Here is a 17,677-nt window from a genome sequence, read left to right on the forward strand (position 1 = left end):
GGTACTGGATTAGCCGAGGTACTGCGTCGTACCGCGCGGGACATAACAGCCGTGCCCGGCCCGCCCCGTGAACTTCCGCTCGTCAATGACCACTTCGCCCCGCGACAGCACCGTCTCCACCTGCCCCGTGACCCGTTTTCCCTCGTACGCCGAGTAGTCCACGTTCATGTGATGGGTCTCGACCGACATGACCTGCTCCGCCGCCGGGTCGTAAACGACGACGTCCGCGTCCGCGCCCGGCGCGATCGTGCCCTTCTTGCCGTACAGGCCGAACATCCGCGCCGGGCTCGCGCAGGCGATCTCGATCCAGCGGCGGCGCGTGATGCGACCGTCCACCACCGCCTGATGAAGAAGATCCATGCGGTTCTCGACACCCGGCAACCCGTTCGGGATCTTCGAGAAGTCGCCGCGGCCCAGCTCCTTCTGGCCCACGAAACAGAACGGACAGTGGTCCGTCGACACCACCTGAAGGTCGTTCGTGCGCAGGCCCCGCCACAACGCCTCTTGATGGTCCTTAGGACGCAGGGGAGTTGAACAGACGTACTTCGAGCCCTCGAAATCCGGCTCCGCCAGATTGTCCGTCGACAGGAAGAGGTACTGCGGGCACGTCTCGCCGAACACCGGAAGTCCCTCATCCCGGGCCCTGGCGATCTCGGCCAACGCCTCCCGCGCCGAGACGTGCACCACATACACCGGCGCACCCGCCACCTGGGCCAGCTTGATCACCCGGTGCGTCGCCTCCGCCTCCAGCAGCGCCTTGCGCACCTCACCGTGATACCGGGGATCCGTCTCACCGCGCGCCAGCGCCTGCTGCACCAGCACATCGATCGCGATGCCGTTCTCCGCATGCATCATGATCAGCCCGCCATTGACAGCGGCCTTCTGCATCGCCCGCAGAATCTGCCCGTCGTCGCTGTAAAACACCCCCGGATAGGCAGTGAACAGCTTGAACGAGCTGATTCCTTCCTCGACCAGAAGATCCATCTCCTTCAGCGATCGCTCGTTCACGTCGGAGAGAATCATGTGGAAGCCGTAGTCGATGGCGCACTTCCCGTCGGCCTTCGCGTACCAGGCGTCCAGGCCCGCGCGTAGCGACTGCCCCACCGACTGCACCGCGAAGTCCACGATCGTCGTCGTGCCGCCCCAGGCAGCCGCCCGCGTACCCGTCTCAAACGAGTCGGAGGCGAACGTGCCGCCGAACGGCAACTCCATATGCGTATGAGCGTCGACACCCCCCGGAATCACGTACTTATGGGAAGCGTCGATGACGCGGTCCGCAGTCCATTCCTGCGAGCCCGTGGTCGCCAGCGCCGCGATGCGGCCATCCTCGATCAACACATCGGCGTGAATCTCTTCCGCGGCCGTGATGACAAGGCCACCGGTGATCAGAGTGCGGGTCATCCTTCGCGCCTCCCTGCGCCGGGCTCATCGCGGTCCCGGTCTGGTCGTGGAGTTGGAGTCTCTGGGGGTGGTGTGTGCCGGCGGCGGCATCGCCGCGCCCGCCGGGCCGCCTTGCTCAGCCGCCGGAAGAGGTACGCCCGCCGTTAGAAAATCCCCGGTCACCTTCGCCAACGTGATTCTTGAACGAGCTGATCCCTTCCTCAACGAGAAAGTCCATCTCCTTCAGCGATCGGTCGTTCACATCGGAGAGGATCATGTGGAAGCCGTAGTCGATGGCGCACTTCCCGTCCGCCTTCGCGTACCAGGCGTCCAGGCCGGCCCGCAGCGACTGCCCCACCGACTGCACCGCGAAGCCGATGATGGTGGTGGTGCCGCCCCAGGCTGCCGCCCGCGTGCCCGTCTCGAAGGAGTCCGAGGCGAACGTGCCGCCGAACGGCAGCTCCATGTGGGTGTGCGCGTCGACGCCGCCCGGGATCACGTACTTGCCGGTCGCGTCGATCACGCGGTCCGCGGTCCACGCGTCGGCCGCGTCCGTGCCGTGCGCGGCGAGCGCGGCGATCCTGCCGTCCTCGATCAGCACATCGGCGTGGGTCTCCTCGGCGGCGGTGATGACGAGACCGCCGCGGATCAGGGTGCGGGTAGTCATGGTGGGGCGCTCCCTTTCAGGCTTGGGCGTACGTATGTGCGTGCGGGCACAGCGGGGTGGGAAGCGACGTGGTGTGCGTGGACTACGCCTCCCTCAGGGCTCGTTCCAGGATCGCCGCCCCCTCCTCCGCCTCCGCCACCGTCAGCGTCAGTGGCGGCGCGATGCGCAGCACGCTCGTGTCGTGGCCGCCGCCCTTGCCGATCAGGAGGCCGCCCGCGCGTGCCGCTTCGAGCGCGGCGGTCGCCGCCTGCGGATTCGCCTCGCCCGTCGTGGGGTCGACCAGTTCGATGCCGATCATCAGGCCGCGGCCCCGCACTTCGCGTACGACGGGAATCTGGGCGCAGATGGCGCGCAGCCGCTCGATGAGGAGGCCGCCGACGCGCCGGGCGTTGCCCTGGAGGTCGTGTTCCAGGAGGTACGTGAGGTTGGCGTTGCCCGCCGCCATCGTGACCGGGGAGCCGCCGAAGGTCGAAATGGAGTTGGAGTCAAGGGAGTTCATGACGTCGGCGCTCGCTACGACGCCGCCGATCGACATGCCGTTGCCGATGCCCTTGGCGAAGGTGAGCATGTCGGGCGGGCCGCTCGCCGCGTGTGCCTGCCAGCCCCAGAAGTGGTCACCGGTTCGGCCCCAGCCGGTCTGCACCTCGTCCGAGATCCACAGGATGCCGTGCTCGCGCAGGACCTCGCGGAAGGCTGCGAAGAGGCCGTCCGGGGGTGAGGTGAAGCCGCCGACCCCCTGGATCGGCTCGGCGATCAGCGCCGCCACTCCCCCGCGCGCCTGCCCGAGCATGTCCCGCAGGTCGGCGACGCAGGCCTCGGTGAACTCGGTGTCGGTCAGCTCGGCGTACGGGCCGCGGCCGCGGACGCCCCCATGGACGTACAGCGTCTGGAGCGGCGAGAGGCTGGTGGGCGACCAGCCGCTGTTGCCGGTGATGCCGACGGCAGTGAAGGAGCGGCCGTGGTAGCTGTTGCGCATCGCCAGGATCTGGTTCGAGCGGCGGTGCGCGGTGGCCAGGAGCAGGGCCGTGTCGGTGGCCTCGGTCCCTGAAGTGGTGAAGAAGACGCGGGCGTCGGGGATGCCGGAGAGGCCCGCGACGCGCTCGGCGAGGTCGATCATCGGCCGGTTGAGATAGAGCGTCGAGGAGTGGATGATCCGGCCTGCCTGCTCGCTCACCGCCTTGGTGACCTCGGGCAGCGCGTGTGCGGTCATGGTGGTGAGGATGCCGCCGAAGAAGTCGAGGTACTTGCGTCCGTCCGCGTCCCAGACGTGGCGGCCCTCGCCGTGGGTGATCTCCAGCGGCTCGGCGTAGTAGAGCGCGAGCCACTGGGGCAGGACGGACTTGTGGCGGCTGTACAGATCCCTCACGGCTGGACCAGCCCTTCGTACGCGTCGGGACGGCGGTCGCGGTAGAACGCCCACTGTTGGCGTACTTCCTCGATCAGGCCCAAGTCCAGGTCCCTGACGACGAGTTCCTCGGCCTTGTCGCTCGCGGTCTCGCCCACGAACTGGCCGCGCGGGTCGACGAAGTACGAGGTGCCGTAGAAGTCGTTGTCGCCGTACTCCTCGACGCCCACGCGGTTGATCGCGGCGATGAAGTACTCGTTGGCGACGGCGGCCGCGGGCTGCTCGAGCTGCCAGAGGTAGGCGGAGAGGCCGCGGGATGTGGCGGAGGGGTTGTAGACGATCTGCGCGCCGTTCAGGCCGAGCTGGCGCCAGCCCTCGGGGAAGTGCCGGTCGTAGCAGATGTAGACGCCGACCTTGCCGACCGCGGTGTCGAAGACGGGCCAGCCCGCGTTCCCCGGCTTGAAGTAGTACTTCTCCCAGAAGCCCTTGACCTGGGGGATGTGGTGCTTGCGGTATTTGCCGAGGTACGAGCCGTCGGAGTCGATCACGGCGGCGGTGTTGAAGTAGAAGCCGGACTGTTCGACCTCGAAGACCGGTACGACGATGACCATGCCGGTCTCGCGGGCGAGCGCCCGCATGCGCGTCACGGTGGGGCCGTCCGGCACGGGCTCGGCCCAGCGGTAGTGCTCGGCCTCCTGGACCTGGCAGAAATAGGGGGCGTTGAAGACTTCCTGGAAGCCGATGATCTTCGCACCCTGGCGGGCCGCCTCGCGGGCGTGCTCCTCATGCTTGGCGATCATGGATTCGGTGTCGCCGGTCCAGGTCGCCTGGACGAGTGCGGCGCGTACGACAGTGGCCATGAGAGCTGCTCCTTCGCATGTCCGTGATGGGACGTCAGAGAGCTTCTACGCCCGTAGACTTGATGCGTAGATAGGAGAACGTAAGCCTCGCCGACCTGCTGGGCAAGACCATCGCCGTTAACCGGCGGAGTCGATCATGTTTCGCACCCGAGCGGGCGAGAAGCGATCACCCGGCGATCACGACGCGCGCGGCGTCAGTCGGCGTCAGGCGGCGTCAGGCGCTGAATCCGGCCACGCGCAGGGCGTGCACGAGGTCCCAGTGGTGTTCGTCCGACACGCCCTGGGCCGCCTTCAGGAGCAGCGGTATGAGGCGGTGGGGATCGGTGTGCGCGCAGCCGGCCGCGTCCTCGGCGGTGCGGACGCGGAGATAGGCGTCGAGCAGCGCACGGGCCTCGCGCTCGCGGCCCGCGTCGATCAGCGCGAGGACCGCCTCTGCGATCTCCGGCGCGGGCCGTGCGACGCCCTGCCGCAGCAGCTTGCGGCAGTCGTCGGCGCGGCCCGACCCGGCGAGTGCGTCGGCAAGGGCGACGAGCCGGTCGGGCGGCAGCGAGGCGGCCTCCCAGAGCAGCGTCGACCAGTCGGCGCCGAGGCCCGCGCGGTGCAGCTCGCCGGCGAACGCGGGCAGGCGGGCCGCCGGCCAGCCCGCCGCCTCGACGAGCACGCCGTGCGCCTCGCCGCTGCGGCCTTCGCCGCGGAGCCGGACGAGTGCGGCGACGGCGTCGGCGGTGGCCCGGTCGGCGTCGCGATCCGGGCCGATGAAGACACTGCCGGTGTCGCTGTCGACGTCACCGGGGGCCGGTTCGCGGGGCCCGTCGTCGGCGTGCGCGTACCGTGCGCCGCGCGGAGTACGCCCGGCGGACTGCGGCTCGGCCGTCTCGGGTACGACGACGGGGTCGGCCACGTCCTCGTCGAATCCGTCGAATCCGGCGAAACGGGCGCCGCGCGGTCGGCGGCGCGGGACGGCGGCCTGCTCGGGAACGCGGGGCTGCTCGGGGGCGTACTCCGAGGACTCCGCGTACTCCTCGGCCGGAACACCCACACCGTACGAAGAGACCCCGGCATCCGGAGTGCCCAGGTCGACCCACTGAGGGCGGTCCGCCCGCTCCAACCGCTCGATACGTTCCCGGAGTTCGGCACAGCGCGCCGTGGCCCGCTCATGGTCGTCCCGCACCCAGGCGAGGTCCCGGTTGAGCCGTTCCACCTCGTCGGGCGTCGCCGCGACGGCGAGCGAACGCCCCAGCTCCGCCTGCCGTTCCACCGCGTACCGCTGCTCGGTGAGCATCATGTCGAGGCGCTCACCGAGGAGCTGACGGCCACCGGGCCGCGCGTCGTACGCCGCGAGCGAGGCGGCGTGCAGGGTGCGCGCCCGCTGCGTCTCCTGCTCGGCGGCCCGCTCGCCGTACCCCGCGGCCAGGTCGTGCAGCAGCGCCTCCATGACGTCCCAGGGCGGCACCTCCGCGCCGTCGAGGCAGGCCTGCATGCCGTCCGGGTCGCGCGACCAGAACACGCCGCACCACCCGGCGCCGGAGTCGAGCCGCGTCAGGAGATCCCGCAGGTATCTCGCGAACTCCCGTACATGATCCGGGAGTTGTCCTACTGCCATCCGAGCCAGCACCGCCCCATGGAGACTGGAGTCTTCCGGTTCCGGAAGATAACACCAGTCGTGTTACGGGACGACTACACGCAGTTTTCCGCCCGGCCCACAGCGACTCACTCCGGGTCGTCGGCGCGGTGAGCGAGCAGGGACGCGCACAGCCGCCGCAGCCCCGCATGGAGCTGCCCGGGAGTCACACCCTGGCTGGTCAGATGCTCGACGAGGTCGCTGCGGACGGCGGCGAGCAGGGCGTGCGCGAGGTAGTCGGCCGCCGCGTCTCCATGCACGCCGGTCAGCATTGCGGCGACTTCGGAGTGCCAGAGGCCGTAGGCGGGGTTCTCGTACGGACTGCCGGACCCGGCCCGCTCCAGGGCGAGCATCAGCGCGCGTTGATTCAGCTTGAGATCGAGCAGGGCGGCCAGGAGCGCGGGCACCCGGTCCGATACACGTGCGCCGGGGCCCAACGGCGGCGGCCCGTGGAGGACTTGTTCACGCAGCTGCCGCGTCTCCTCGGCGACCAGCGCCTTCACCAGGCCTGTGCGGTCGGAGAAGTGCCGGAAGACCGTACCCTTGCCGGCTCCGGCCGCCTGGGCGATGTCGGCCATCTTGACGCTCTCGGGGTCGGCGGCGTCCCGGAACAGCCGTGCCGCGGCGGCCAGCAGGGCGGCCCTGTTGCGGACGGAGTCGGCTCTCTCCTTGCGGGCGGCGGTGATGGGGTTCCTCCTTGGTCGGCGGGACGTTCGAGCCCTCAGCATAAATCGACCCCGGGTCAGGTACTTGTAAGCGGACCCGGGGTCAGGTTAGCGTCTCCGTCATGACACACGCCGTGCAGCACGCCGGGCCACACCCCTCTCCCCCCGAAGTCCTCAGCCACTCCCTGGACCTCCTGCTCGCCAAGGACATCGACGGCTGGGTCGCTCTCTGGGCGCCGGACGGAGTCTTCGAGTTCCCCTTCGCACTCCCCGGAACGCCGCACCGGCTCGTCGGCCGCGAGGCCGTGCGCGGCTATATGGCCGACTACCCCGACCACATAGACCTGCGCGGCTTCGAGGACTTGACCGTCCACCGCACCGAGGACCCCGAGACCATCGTCGTCGAGCTGCGCGGCCTGGGCCGCGCGGTCGCCACGGGCCGGCCCTTCGACATGCCGTACATCCAGGTCGTCACCGTCCACGACGGCTTGATCACCCGCTTCCGCGACTACTGGAACGGCGCCCTGGTGGCCGACGCCTTCGACGGCGAGATCCCGGTGGGCGGCACCCGCACGGGAGAGAGCCGATGACCGCGCGCCCCACCGGATTCCTCGTCACCGGCGGCACCGGAACCACCGGCAGCCGCGTCACGGCCACCCTCGCCGACCGGGGCCTGCCGGTCCGCGCGGGGAGCCGCACCCCCGCGCCGGGCACCCGCCAGGTCCGCTTCGACTGGGCGGATCCCGCCACCCACGGGCCCGCGCTCTCCGATGTCGGCGCCGTCTATCTTGTACCGCCCATCGGTGACGCCGACCCCGCCCGGCTGATGCTGCCGCTCCTGGAACGCGCGCGGGACGCGGGTGTACGCCGCTTTGTGCTCCTCAGCTCCTCCGCCATCACCGAGGGCGACCCCGGCGTCGGCGAGGTCCACCGGGGGCTGCGCCAACTGGCGCCGGAATGGGCGGTGTTGCGCCCCTCCTGGTTCATGCAGAACTTCGTCACGCCCGGCCATCTCCACGCCGAGAGCATCCGCACCACTGGGGAGATCGTCACGGCCACCGGGCAGGGGCGGGTGGCGTTCGTCGACGCGGCGGACATCGCGGACGTCGCCGTACACGCGCTGCTCGATGCGCGGCCACACAACGCCGCGCATGTGATCACCGGGCCGGAGGCGCTCAGTTACCGCGAGGTCGCCGAGGCGATCTCGACGACCTCGGGGCGCGGGGTGCGTCATCGCCCGGTGTCGACCGCGGAGTTCCGAGCGCGGCTCACCGCCTCGGGTGTCCCCGAGGATTACGCCCGCATGCTCGCCGCCATGGACGAGGGGATCTCGCGGGGCACGGAGGACCGGGTGAGCCCGGCGGTGCGGGGAGTCACGGGCCGGGGGGCCCGGAGCTTCCGGGACTTTGCCTGCGGCCATGCGGGGCGCTGGCGCGCGGCTTGAGCGGCGTCCAGAGCTCGAGGGCCGGCTCAGTTCGTACCTGCGGGTGCGTCGTGGCTGGTCGCGCCCGCGCGGCGGAGCCGCACAGGTCACAGCCCCGCACCCCTTAAGGGCGCTCCCCCCGCCAAGAGCCCGGCCCGACTAGACCGGCACCAGCGCGCAAGCCTTTGCCACCTCGTCCAGCGAAAGGCCCAGCGCCGCGGCCAGTGCCGACACCGTGAAGAACGCGGGTGTCGGGGCCCGGCCCGTCTCGATCTTGCGGAGCGTCTCGGCGGAGAGCCCGGCGCTCGCGGCCACCTCCACCATGCTCCGCTCGCCACGCGCCGCGCGCAGCAGCAGGCCGAGCCGCTCGCCGCGCTCGCGCTCTTCCGGGGTCAAGGGGGTCCGCACCATGCGCCCATTCTAATACCACCCCCACCCGAAAGCCCATTCTCATACCGGTATAGTTATTGGCAGCGGCGATCGCCGACGAGGGCCGCGCATCCTCACAGCACTGTGACATCACGACGACATCGGCGACGAAGATCGTTCGTACGATGTTTCGGTGACACACGAGATCATTGACTACGGACAGTTCGCCGACCGGCTGGAGCGTCAACAGGGCCGCCCCCGCTGGTCGTTGCTCGACGAGGTGCAGCGGGAGTGGGGATACGTGGACCCGGGCGGCGAGCCCGGCCACTCCCGGTGGGGCGGTGAGAACCAGGAGGGGGGCATCGACTGGGACCTGCCCGTCCCGCAGGCGCTCAACGAGTGGTGGGACTCACCGCTCAATTCGTTCGCCTTCAACCCGCGCCTGTACTGGGTCCATACGCAGTGGCCGCCCAAGCTCTCCGAGCTCGACGTGGACGAGGACAGCGGGCTCATAGGGCCTGACGACGACGACCGCGTGTGCGTGTTCATGTCCGAGTACCACTACGCCCATGAGTGGGGCTATCTGGCCGCCGAGGCCGAACTCCCCGACCCCCGGGTCGTCGTGAGCGTCGGCGGTGAATGGGTGGTGCAGAGCCGCTCGCTCTCCGAGTTCCTGACGCAGCTGGCCTTCGAGCGGATGCCCGCGCACTACGGCTATACGCTGCGGTTCGGCCGCGACACCGTCGACGCCGACCCCGAGGTCGTACGGCGCCTCGAGGCCTCGTACCGCGAACTGGGCCTGCTGCCCTGGCAGGAGATGGGCACGGACGCCCTCTCGTACGGAGCCCCCGACGCGGTGATCCGGCACGGCCGCGGCCCCGGCGCCGACTTCAAGATCGTGATCAACGCGCGGACCAAAGACGCCCTGCTCGACGTCGCCCGCACGCTGGGCCTGGAGTGGGTCGACAAGGACATCAGGCCGCCGGCCGAGGTGCCCGAGCCGCTGGAGGACCTCGGCCCGGTCTCGCTCCAGGCGGGGGAGGCCGACGCGCGCGGCCGGTGGACGGTCCTGACCCGCGAGTACCCGCAGCCGCCGGTGGTGGCCGGTGAGGCGGCCGCGCTGATCGAGGAGCGCGGCACGCTCAGGTCGGTGGCCTCGCTGCAGGGGCCGACGATGGTGGTGGCGGGCGACGCGGAAGGCCGGGTGCACGTCCGGGAGACCGACGACGAGGACCCCGAGACGATCACGCTCACCCTGCACCGCGCCCCGGTGACCTCCGTGACCTGTCTGGAGCTGGCGAGCACGCGCCTGGTCCTGAGCGGCGACGCGAACGGCGTCATCCGCTACTGGTCGACCCGCCGCAAGCCGATGCGCTCGCCGTTCGCCCGCAGGAACACCCCGATCGCCTCGCTGGCCGCCGCCGTCCTGCCGACCGGTCCCGCACTCGCGGCGGCCTGGGCGGACGGCCTCGTCCGCGTCTGGGACCTGGTGTCGGACGCCGTGGCGAACCTCCGCCTCGGCACCGGCATCAAGTTCCTCGGCCTCGACACCGACGGCACCCTGCGCGTCACCGACGCGGACTCCACGGCGGCGCTCCGCCTCGACCTGGCGAAGCTGTGGCCGCACCGCGACCTCCAGCTGCGCCTGGAGGACGTCGACTGGGGCTCGCTGTGGACCGCGCGCGGCCCCGGCCACACGGTCCCCGAGCTGATCGGCAAGGTGACGTCGGACGACAAGAAGACGGCCGTGGACGCGGTGCACGACCTCTACCGCCTCCTCGTCTCCAAGGAGGCGGCGTCGACCGCGGCGGTCCCGGCCATCCCGTTCCTCGTCGAGCTCATGACGGACCCGGACAACAAGTCCCGCAGCACGCTGCTCCTGCTCATCGCGGACCTGGCGGACGTCCACCAGGCCCGCGGCGGCCGGGGCGACGCCCAACTCGCGGCCGTACGCGAGGCGTTGCCCACCCTCCGGTATCTGCACGACGACCCGGAGGGCCCGATCCGCTGGGCGGCCAACGAGCTGGAGCAGAACTGCGCGCCCCGCTGAGGCCGTCCTACTCCGGCCGCACGACCATCGCCGACCCCCCGCCCCTGCGCACCTTCTCCGCGGCGGCGAGCCACTTGCCGTCCGGCAGACGCTGAACGCCCGTGGCCGCCCCGATCTCGGGGTTCTGCTTGAAGGAGTGGCCGATCGACTCGAGCTCGGGCCGCAGCGGGCTGTCCCACAGCCCCGGCTCGAGCTCGGTCTGGGCGGCGTTGCGCTGGCTCGCGCGGGGCGCCGCGATCGCCTCGACGAGGGGCAGACCCCGGTCGACGAAGCCCGTCAGGGTCTGCAGGACTGTCGTGACGATCGTCGCGCCGCCCGGCGACCCGAGCGCGACCACGGGCTTCCCGTGCCCGTCGAGCACGATCGTCGGCGAGATCGACGACCGGGGCCGCTTGCCCGGACCCGGCAGGTTCGGGTCGTGCGCGGTGGGACTCGCGGGCGCGAAGGAGAAGTCGGTCAGCTCGTTGTTGAGCAGGAAACCGCGCCCCGGCACGGTGATCCCGCTGCCGCCCGTCGACTCGATGGTCAGGGTGTAGGCGACGACGTTGCCCCACTTGTCGGCGGCGGTGAGGTGCGTCGTGTTCTCGCCCTCGTACGTCGTCGGGGCCGCCTCGTCACCGGCCTCGCACGCCGCGGGATCGCGCGGATCCCCCGGCGCGAGCGGGCTCTTCAGGACCGCGTCGTCGCGGATCAGGCACTCCCGCGAGTCGGCGAACCGCTGCGAGAGGAGTTCCTTCGTCGGTACGTCCTCGAAGGCGGGGTCCCCGACCCAGCGCCCCCGGTCGGCGAACGCGACACGGCTCGCCTCGATGTAGCGGTGCAGGTACTTCGCCTTCGAGGCCTTGGAGAGGTCGGTGCGCTCGAGGATATTGAGCGCCTCGCCGACGGTCGTGCCGCCGGAGGACGAAGGCGCCATCGAGTACACGTCGAGGCCGCGGTAGGAGGTCTTCGTCGGGGCCTGGCGCTTCACCGCGTACGCCTCGAGATCGGCGGCGGAGAGATCGCCGCGCCGGGCCACGCGTCCCGACGCTGGGTCGACGGGCGGCCTGTTCACCGTCCGTACGACGTCCTTGCCGATGCCGCCCCGGTACAGCGCCCCGACGCCCTTGCGCCCCAACTCGTCGTACGTACGCGCCAGATCGGGGTTCTTGAACGTCGAGCCGACGACCGGCAGCTCACCGCCCGGCAGGAACAGCTTCGCCGTGTCGGGGAAGTCCTTGAACCGCTTCTGGTTCGACTCGGTCTGCGCGCGGAAGGTCGGGTCGACCGTGAAGCCGTCGCGCGCCAGGCGCTCGGCGGGCTTCAGGAGCGCGCCGAGGCGTTTGCTGCCCCACCGGTCGAGGGCCGACTGCCAGGTCGCGGGGGTGCCGGGGGTGCCGACGCCCAGGCCGCTGGTGACGGCGTCCTCGAACGGGATCGGTTTGCCGTTCTCCAGGAAGAGGCCGGAGTCGGCGGTCTTCGGGGCCGTCTCGCGGCCGTCGATCGTGCTCACCTTGCGGGTCTTCGCGTCGTAGTGGACGAAGTAGCCGCCGCCCCCTACGCCCGCCGAGTACGGCTCGGTGACGCCGAGCGCGGCCGCGGTGGCGACCGCCGCGTCCACCGCGTTGCCGCCCTTCTTCAGGACCTCGATCCCGGCGGCCGACGCGTCCGCGTCGACGCTGGAGACGGCACCGCCGTAGCCGACGGCCACCGGCACCTTCCCCGTGGCCGGAGCGGGGCTTTCAGCTGAGCGCGGAGACGAAGGGGGCGCGGCGGCACCGACCGACACCAAAACCCCTCCGACCGCCAATAGCGTCAGATTCCGTACGACAGCACGACGCATTCGTACCTCCAGTCAACAGCCGTCTGCGCAGCGTAACTTCGAGTCCCCCGCCACGTCAGGACCCCCTCGAACACCGGTCCGGAAGCCCGCTAGCATGCGCCCCCATGACCGAAGACGTGCGCAATATCGCCCTCGGCCTGATCGCGGCCGGCCTCTGTGCCGTGCTGGGCTGGCTCGCCCGCTCCTCCCTGTGGCGGCGCAAGCTCCGCCGCAAGCAGGCCTTCTTCGGGCTGCCCGACAACTCCGAGTCGCTGCTCGTGGTGAACCGCGACGCGGGCGGCCCCGAGCTCACCGTCGTACGCCATGACGTGTTCGCGCTCCTCGAGCTCGCCGCGCTGATCAAGGACTGCGGGGCGCACGCCCAGCTCGTCGCGCACGACGCCGCGCAGCAGAGCTTCGGCGAGCGCACCGAGTTCTGCGTCGGCGCCCCGGCGTCGAACCGCAGGATGGCCGCGCACATGCACTCCCTGCTGCCCGGCGTCCGCGTCAACACCGACCCGGAGCCGGGCCCGGACCGCGGCGCCTTCCAGATCGGCAGCGAGCGGTACCGCATGGAGGGCGGCACGACGGAGCACGTGATCCTCGCGCGGCTCACCGCTGGGCAGGGCCAGGAGGCGAGACCCGTCTTCCTCTTCTGCGGCCAGCGGGCGATCACCAACCAGGCGGCGACCCGCTATCTCGCCCGCAACCACGAGAAGCTGGCCCGCAAGCACGGCGGCAACACGTTCGTGCTGCTCCTGAAGGTCGTCAATTCCCAGGCGTACGGCGCCGACGTCGTCGAGCTCGTCGCGGACGTGACCCGCGCCGCGCAGGCCCCGGCCCCCGCGGTCACGCCGCCACGCAATTCACATCGCGCCAAGTAGCGACCCGATCACCACAAGCTCACGCACGACCGGCGCGTCTGTGACCTAGTCGGAAATTTCCGGGCAAGAGGCAACCCATCGGGACCTTCGGCACTCTCCCCGTGCAGTTCCACATTCGCACGGAGGTACGTTCCCTTGAGGTCCTTGAGCTCGTCGAGCCGCCGACGCCCCATACGCTCCCGCCGCGCCGGGGCCGCGACCACGGCCGCGGGCCTCGCGACGCTGGCCGCCGCCCTGACCGCCTGTTCGGGCGGCGGCTCCGCGTCCGGGGCCGCGGACCTGGCGGCGGACAAGCCGGAGATCTCGGTGAACCTGCGGGGCGAGCAGGCGGAGGCGGGCTCCCCGGTGAAGGTGAAGCTCGCCGAAGGAAAGCTGAAGCAGGTGACGGTCACCGGCACCGAGGGCGCGAAGCTCACCGGCGAGGTCTCCGCGAGCGGCACCACCTGGACCTCGGACCGCAAGGCGGCGCCCGGCACCTCGTACAAGGTCGAGGCGGTCACGGACGAGGGCGGCAGCGCACGGGCGTCCTTCAAGACGGCCGCCCCCGACCAGGTGAACAAGCTGACCCTGACGCCCGGCAAGGACACCACGGTCGGCGTCGCGCAGCCCCTGTCGGTCGTCTTCGACCACCCGGTGAAGAACAAGGCCGAGGTCGAGAAGCATCTGAAGGTGACGACCTCGAACGACACCACCGGGTCCTGGGGCTGGATCAAGAACTACGACGGCAAGGACCGCGTCGACTGGCGCCCCGAGGACTACTGGAAGTCCGGCACGAAGGTGAAGCTCGACGCCCGGCTGGGCGGCGTCGACTCGGGCACGGCCGGCGGCTGGTTCGTCCGCGACTACGTCACCGGGTTCACCGTCGGCAAGAGCCAGCAGGTCAAGGTCGACCTCGACAGCAAGCAGGCGACGCTCGTACGGGACGGGCAGGCCGTCAAGACGGTTCCGATGTCGGCGGGCACTCCCGGCGGCGAGAAGGCGTCCTGGGGCGGCACGTCCGTCCTGATGGCCAAGGAGGGCACGATCAACATGCGCTCCGAGACCGTGGGCCTGGGCGACGCCTACGACAAGATGGTCGACAACTCGATGCGGCTGACCTGGTCGGGCATGTACGCCCACGCCGCCCCCTGGAACGCCTCGCACTTCGGCAACACCAACCACAGCTCGGGCTGCATCGGCATGAGCGACGCCGACGCCTCCTGGCTCTACGGGCAGGTCCAGGTCGGCGACCCGTTCGAGGTCTCCGGCAGCGGCTCGAAGGGCGTCCCTGACCCGGGCAACGGCTACGGCGAGTGGAACATCTCGTGGGCCGACTGGCAGACGAAGAGCGCGCTGGGTTAGAGGTGCCGCTCTGAACGTAGATCCCTCAACAATCGTTACCGGTGCGTAACTTACCGACGGGTTACCCCCGGTAAAGCCTCGCGGTTACCGTCGGGTCACTTTGCTTGCACGAGTAAGGAGTGACCCGTGGGACTTCCGCGCAAGACTCTGCGCACGACCGCCGTGGGCGCCGTCTCCGCGACCCTCGTCGCCGGGGCCGCCCTCGGCCTCGCCCCGGCGGCCCAGGCGGCCCCCGCGGCCGCGCCGCGGGCGGCCGGCTCCCCCGACGTACGCTTCGTCGACATCCCCGGCGACGGCGGCACGATCCTGAAGGCCAACGTCTTCACCCCCCAGGGCGCGAAGAGCGGCGACAAGTACCCCGCGATCGTGCTGCCCACCAGCTGGGCCATGCCGCAGATCGAGTACGTCGCGCAGGCCCAGAAGCTCGCGAACTCCGGCTATGTCGTGGTCAGTTACAACTCGCGCGGCTTCTGGCAGTCCGGCGGCGAGATCGAGACCGGCGGCCCCGAGGACATCGCGGACGCCTCGAAGGTCATCGACTGGACGATCACGAACACCCCGGCCGACCCGAAGAAGATCGGCATGGGCGGCGTCTCGTACGGCGCTGGCATCAGCCTGCTCGCCGCGGGGCACGACAAGCGGATCAAGGCCGTAGCCGCGCTCAGCGGCTGGGGCGACCTGATCGAGTCGATCTACAGCGGCCGCACCCAGCACGCCCAGGCCGCCGGGCTGCTCGGCGGCGCCGGTGTCCTGACGGGCCGTCCGAGCCCCGAACTCCAGCAGACCCTCAAGGACTTCCTCGGGTCCAACCTGGACAAGGAGGACGAGATGATCGCGTGGGGCGCGAAGCGCTCCCCCGCGACCTACATCGACCAGATCAACAAGAACGGCGCGGCCGTCATGATGGGCAACGCCTGGGGCGACACGATCTTCCCGCCCAACCAATACGCCAAGTTCTACGAGCAGTTGACCGGGCCCAAGCGCCTGGAGTTCCGCCCCGGCGACCACGCGACGGCCGAGGCGACGGGCCTGCTCGGACTGCCCAACGACACCTGGACCTCGACCCAGCGCTGGTTCGACCGCTACCTCAAGGGCGAGAAGAACGGCATCGACACCGAACAGCCCGTCCAGCTCAAGTCCCGCTCCATGGGCGGCTACGAGGGCTACCCCGACTGGAAGTCGGTCGGCGCGACGAAGAAGAAGATCGACCTCGGCGGTTCGACGACCATCCGCGCGAACGTCGACTCGGGTGCCAACGGCGGCATCGTGCTGCTCTCGAACGCCCTCGACCAGTTCCTCAAGATCCCGCCGATGGCCTCGATGCCGCTGCTGCCCCGTCGTTACGCGGGCGTCTGGCAGTCCGAGAAGTACGACGCCCCGCAGCGCGTGCGCGGGACGGCCAAGCTGCACACCACGCTCACCAGCACCAAGGAGAGCGGCACCCTCGTCGCGTATCTGTACGACGTGGGCCCGCTCGGCCTCGGCAAGCTGGTCAGCAACGCGCCGTACACCTTCCACGGCAAGACCCCCGGCAAGCCGTTCGGCGTGGACCTGGAGTTGTTCTCCACGGCCTACGACGTACCGGCAGGACACAAGCTCGCCCTGGTCGTCGACACGGTCGACCCGCTCTACATCGAGCACAACCCGTCCGGCGCGCAGCTGACCTTCTCCTCGCCCGCGGCCGACCCGTCGTACGTGTCGGTCCCGCTGCGCGAAGAGTGATCTCCGGCTGCTGCCGGCTGGGCTCTGGCCCTTTTGGCTACTGCGGACCCGGCAGCAGCGTCCCTGGTTCGGCCGGTGCCACTTCCACGGCCTCGGTCTTGGGATTGCGCCGCTGACGCTTGGACACCCACTGGGCGAACCACGAAAGCAGCATGCACATCCCGATGTAGATCGGCGAGATCACCAGAACCACGGGGATGAAAGGTAGATCGTAGTCGAGGTTCGACGCGATCAGCTTCCCGGCGTGGAGGAACTCCTCATAGGTGATCAGATATCCGAGCGAGGTGTCCTTCAGGGCCACCACCAACTGGCTGATGATGGCGGGCAGCATGGCGCGCACGGCCTGCGGCACCAGGACATGGGTCATCACCTGCGTCTTGCGCATGCCGAGCGCGTACGCGGCCTCCCGCTGCCCGCGTTCGACGGCGTTGACTCCCGAGCGGAAGACCTCGGCGAGCACCGAGCCGTTGTAGAGGGTGAGTCCGGCGATCAGCGCGGGCAGCGGCTGCACCTTCAGCGCCACGAAGATGAAGAAGATCATCACCAGGACCGGCATCGCGCGGAAGAACTCCACGATCAGCGTGGCCAGCCAGCGCACCGGCCGGTGCTCGGAGAGCCGCCCGGTGGCGAGCAGTCCGCCGAGGGCGAGCGCGAGCACCGCGGAGATGGCGAACGCCTTGAGCGTGTTGCCGAGGCCGCGAAGGAGCAGTTCCTGGATGCCCTTGTACTCGAAGGGCATCCACTTCGTCTCGGTGAACTGGTCGGTGTCGAAGAGCAGATAGAGGATCCACCCGACCAGGGCGAGCAGCACCAGTGTGGAGAGCAGTCCGTAGAGTTTGTGTCTGCGCTCGGTGTTGGGCCCCGGTACGTCGTACAGGGCGGTCGAATTGTGGGAGAGGGCTTTCATCGGGCGACTCCCCAGCGCTTCTCGAGGACATTGAAGACGGCGCTGATGGTGAGGGTGATGATCAGGTAGCCGACGGCGATCCAGATGAACGTCCAGATGATGCTGTAACCGAGTTCACTGAGCGTCTTGTACGTGCCGAGGAGTTCGGTGACGCTGAACGCCCCCGCGATCGCCGAGTTCTTGGCCAGCGCGATGAGGGTGGAGCCGACCGGCGGAATGACGGACCGGAAGGCCTGTGGGAGCACGACCACGGAGAGCGTCTGCCCGAAGGTCATGCCCAGGCTGCGGGCCGCCTCGCCCTGGCCCTTGGGCACGGTGTTGATGCCCGAGCGCAGGGCCTCGCAGATGAAGGCGGAGGTGTAGCAGCCGAGGGCGAGGACGGCGAACACCTCGAAGGGCAGCACGAGTCCGAAGCGCGGGAGCCCGAGCAGCACCGCGAAGAAGAGCAGGGTGAGCGGGGTGTTGCGCAGGACCGTCACCCATGCCGTGCCGAAGGCCCGGAAGGAGCCGACCGGTGCCACCCGGAACGACGCCATCAGGAACCCGAGCACGAGCGCCAGGATCGAGGAGTACACGGTGAGTTCGACGGTGCCGAGGAAGCCCTCGGCGAAGGTGGAGAAGTTGTCTGTCAGTACGTCCACG

The 17,677-nt window shown here is 70.0% G+C and carries 15 protein-coding genes and 1 pseudogene; 6 read left to right on the top strand and 10 right to left on the bottom strand.

Annotated elements, in window-relative coordinates; genetic code table 11:
* Positions 1-9: 9 nt before the first annotated feature.
* From hydA to E2651_RS04300, 6 genes and pseudogenes are all read right to left on the bottom strand, one after another.
* Complete coding sequence (gene hydA / locus E2651_RS04275; protein ID WP_135329616.1) at positions 10-1,401, bottom strand: dihydropyrimidinase; 1,392 nt, start codon at positions 1,399-1,401, stop codon at positions 10-12.
* 178 nt (positions 1,402-1,579) lie between these two features.
* Positions 1,580-2,047 (bottom strand): annotated as a pseudogene (locus tag E2651_RS04280) (amidohydrolase family protein); the annotation flags it as partial.
* An 82-nt stretch (positions 2,048-2,129) separates the two neighbouring features.
* Entirely contained in the window at positions 2,130-3,413 is a 1,284-nt protein-coding gene (locus tag E2651_RS04285) for an aspartate aminotransferase family protein (protein ID WP_135329617.1), read from the bottom strand.
* Positions 3,410-4,252: a nitrilase-related carbon-nitrogen hydrolase gene (locus tag E2651_RS04290; RefSeq protein ID WP_135329618.1), complete on the bottom strand. Its 843-nt coding sequence runs from the start codon at positions 4,250-4,252 to the stop codon at positions 3,410-3,412. The genes E2651_RS04285 and E2651_RS04290 overlap by 4 nt, the downstream gene beginning before the upstream one ends.
* Positions 4,253-4,466: 214 nt before the next feature.
* Positions 4,467-5,855 carry a hypothetical protein gene (locus E2651_RS04295; RefSeq protein WP_135329619.1) on the bottom strand — a complete coding sequence of 463 codons (1,389 nt, stop codon included), beginning with the start codon at positions 5,853-5,855 and terminating at the stop codon, positions 4,467-4,469.
* A gap of 107 nt (positions 5,856-5,962) precedes the next feature.
* Positions 5,963-6,601 carry a TetR/AcrR family transcriptional regulator gene (locus tag E2651_RS04300; protein WP_135329620.1) on the bottom strand — a complete coding sequence of 213 codons (639 nt, stop codon included), beginning with the start codon at positions 6,599-6,601 and terminating at the stop codon, positions 5,963-5,965.
* A gap of 59 nt (positions 6,602-6,660) precedes the next feature.
* Between E2651_RS04300 and E2651_RS04305 the strand changes: the two genes are divergently transcribed.
* Positions 6,661-7,128 (top strand): nuclear transport factor 2 family protein, encoded by a 468-nt coding sequence (locus tag E2651_RS04305; protein WP_135329621.1) that lies wholly within the window; start codon positions 6,661-6,663, stop codon positions 7,126-7,128.
* Positions 7,125-7,982 carry an NAD(P)H-binding protein gene (locus E2651_RS04310; protein WP_135329622.1) on the top strand — a complete coding sequence of 286 codons (858 nt, stop codon included), beginning with the start codon at positions 7,125-7,127 and terminating at the stop codon, positions 7,980-7,982. Before E2651_RS04305 ends, E2651_RS04310 begins: the two co-directional genes overlap by 4 nt.
* Before the next feature lie 138 nt (positions 7,983-8,120).
* Here the strand turns inward: E2651_RS04310 and E2651_RS04315 are convergent, their stop codons facing one another.
* Entirely contained in the window at positions 8,121-8,372 is a 252-nt protein-coding gene (locus tag E2651_RS04315; RefSeq protein ID WP_135329623.1) for a helix-turn-helix domain-containing protein, read from the bottom strand.
* 151 nt (positions 8,373-8,523) lie between these two features.
* On the opposite strand from E2651_RS04315, the gene E2651_RS04320 reads away from it, so the two are divergent.
* The gene (locus E2651_RS04320; RefSeq protein WP_135329624.1) at positions 8,524-10,380 is read left to right on the top strand and encodes a WD40 repeat domain-containing protein; all 1,857 of its coding nucleotides are present in this window, start codon (positions 8,524-8,526) and stop codon (positions 10,378-10,380) included.
* A gap of 7 nt (positions 10,381-10,387) precedes the next feature.
* Here E2651_RS04320 and ggt read toward each other — a convergent pair whose 3' ends face one another.
* Positions 10,388-12,202 (bottom strand): gamma-glutamyltransferase, encoded by a 1,815-nt coding sequence (gene ggt / locus E2651_RS04325; protein ID WP_135329625.1) that lies wholly within the window; start codon positions 12,200-12,202, stop codon positions 10,388-10,390.
* Between the two features lie 104 nt (positions 12,203-12,306).
* On the opposite strand from ggt, the gene E2651_RS04330 reads away from it, so the two are divergent.
* The 3 genes from E2651_RS04330 (at position 12,307) to E2651_RS04340 (ending at position 16,128) form a co-directional block, all read left to right on the top strand.
* Positions 12,307-13,065 carry a hypothetical protein gene (locus E2651_RS04330; RefSeq protein WP_209446064.1) on the top strand — a complete coding sequence of 253 codons (759 nt, stop codon included), beginning with the start codon at positions 12,307-12,309 and terminating at the stop codon, positions 13,063-13,065.
* Between the two features lie 171 nt (positions 13,066-13,236).
* Positions 13,237-14,406, top strand: coding sequence for an Ig-like domain-containing protein (locus E2651_RS04335; protein ID WP_245238570.1), 1,170 nt, complete (start codon positions 13,237-13,239; stop codon positions 14,404-14,406).
* Between the two features lie 126 nt (positions 14,407-14,532).
* On the top strand, positions 14,533-16,128 hold the full coding sequence (locus E2651_RS04340; protein ID WP_135329627.1) for an alpha/beta fold hydrolase: 1,596 nt from the start codon (positions 14,533-14,535) through the stop codon (positions 16,126-16,128).
* Positions 16,129-16,165: 37 nt separating this feature from the next.
* Here the strand turns inward: E2651_RS04340 and E2651_RS04345 are convergent, their stop codons facing one another.
* Positions 16,166-17,035 (bottom strand): amino acid ABC transporter permease, encoded by an 870-nt coding sequence (locus E2651_RS04345; protein WP_135329628.1) that lies wholly within the window; start codon positions 17,033-17,035, stop codon positions 16,166-16,168.
* The gene (locus E2651_RS04350) at positions 17,032-17,676 is read right to left on the bottom strand and encodes an amino acid ABC transporter permease (RefSeq protein ID WP_135329629.1); all 645 of its coding nucleotides are present in this window, start codon (positions 17,674-17,676) and stop codon (positions 17,032-17,034) included. Before E2651_RS04350 ends, E2651_RS04345 begins: the two co-directional genes overlap by 4 nt.
* Position 17,677 lies beyond the last annotated feature (1 nt).

Source organism: Streptomyces sp. MZ04, assembly GCF_004684775.1.
In the GTDB taxonomy this organism is placed as follows: Bacteria; Actinomycetota; Actinomycetes; order Streptomycetales; family Streptomycetaceae; genus Streptomyces.

Bases quoted from the DNA above. Each gene is read 5' to 3' on its own strand.
- E2651_RS04300 (WP_135329620.1), bottom strand. From the start codon at position 6,601: ATGCTGAGGGCTCGAACGTCCCGCCGACCAAGGAGGAACCCCATCACC.
- E2651_RS04330 (WP_209446064.1), top strand. From the start codon at position 12,307: ATGACCGAAGACGTGCGCAATATCGCCCTCGGCCTGATCGCGGCCGGC.
- E2651_RS04310 (WP_135329622.1), top strand. From the start codon at position 7,125: ATGACCGCGCGCCCCACCGGATTCCTCGTCACCGGCGGCACCGGAACC.
- hydA (WP_135329616.1), bottom strand. From the start codon at position 1,401: ATGACCCGCACTCTGATCACCGGTGGCCTTGTCATCACGGCCGCGGAA.
- E2651_RS04315 (WP_135329623.1), bottom strand. From the start codon at position 8,372: ATGGTGCGGACCCCCTTGACCCCGGAAGAGCGCGAGCGCGGCGAGCGG.
- E2651_RS04290 (WP_135329618.1), bottom strand. From the start codon at position 4,252: ATGGCCACTGTCGTACGCGCCGCACTCGTCCAGGCGACCTGGACCGGC.
- ggt (WP_135329625.1), bottom strand. From the start codon at position 12,202: ATGCGTCGTGCTGTCGTACGGAATCTGACGCTATTGGCGGTCGGAGGG.
- E2651_RS04345 (WP_135329628.1), bottom strand. From the start codon at position 17,035: ATGAAAGCCCTCTCCCACAATTCGACCGCCCTGTACGACGTACCGGGG.
- E2651_RS04295 (WP_135329619.1), bottom strand. From the start codon at position 5,855: ATGGCAGTAGGACAACTCCCGGATCATGTACGGGAGTTCGCGAGATAC.
- E2651_RS04305 (WP_135329621.1), top strand. From the start codon at position 6,661: ATGACACACGCCGTGCAGCACGCCGGGCCACACCCCTCTCCCCCCGAA.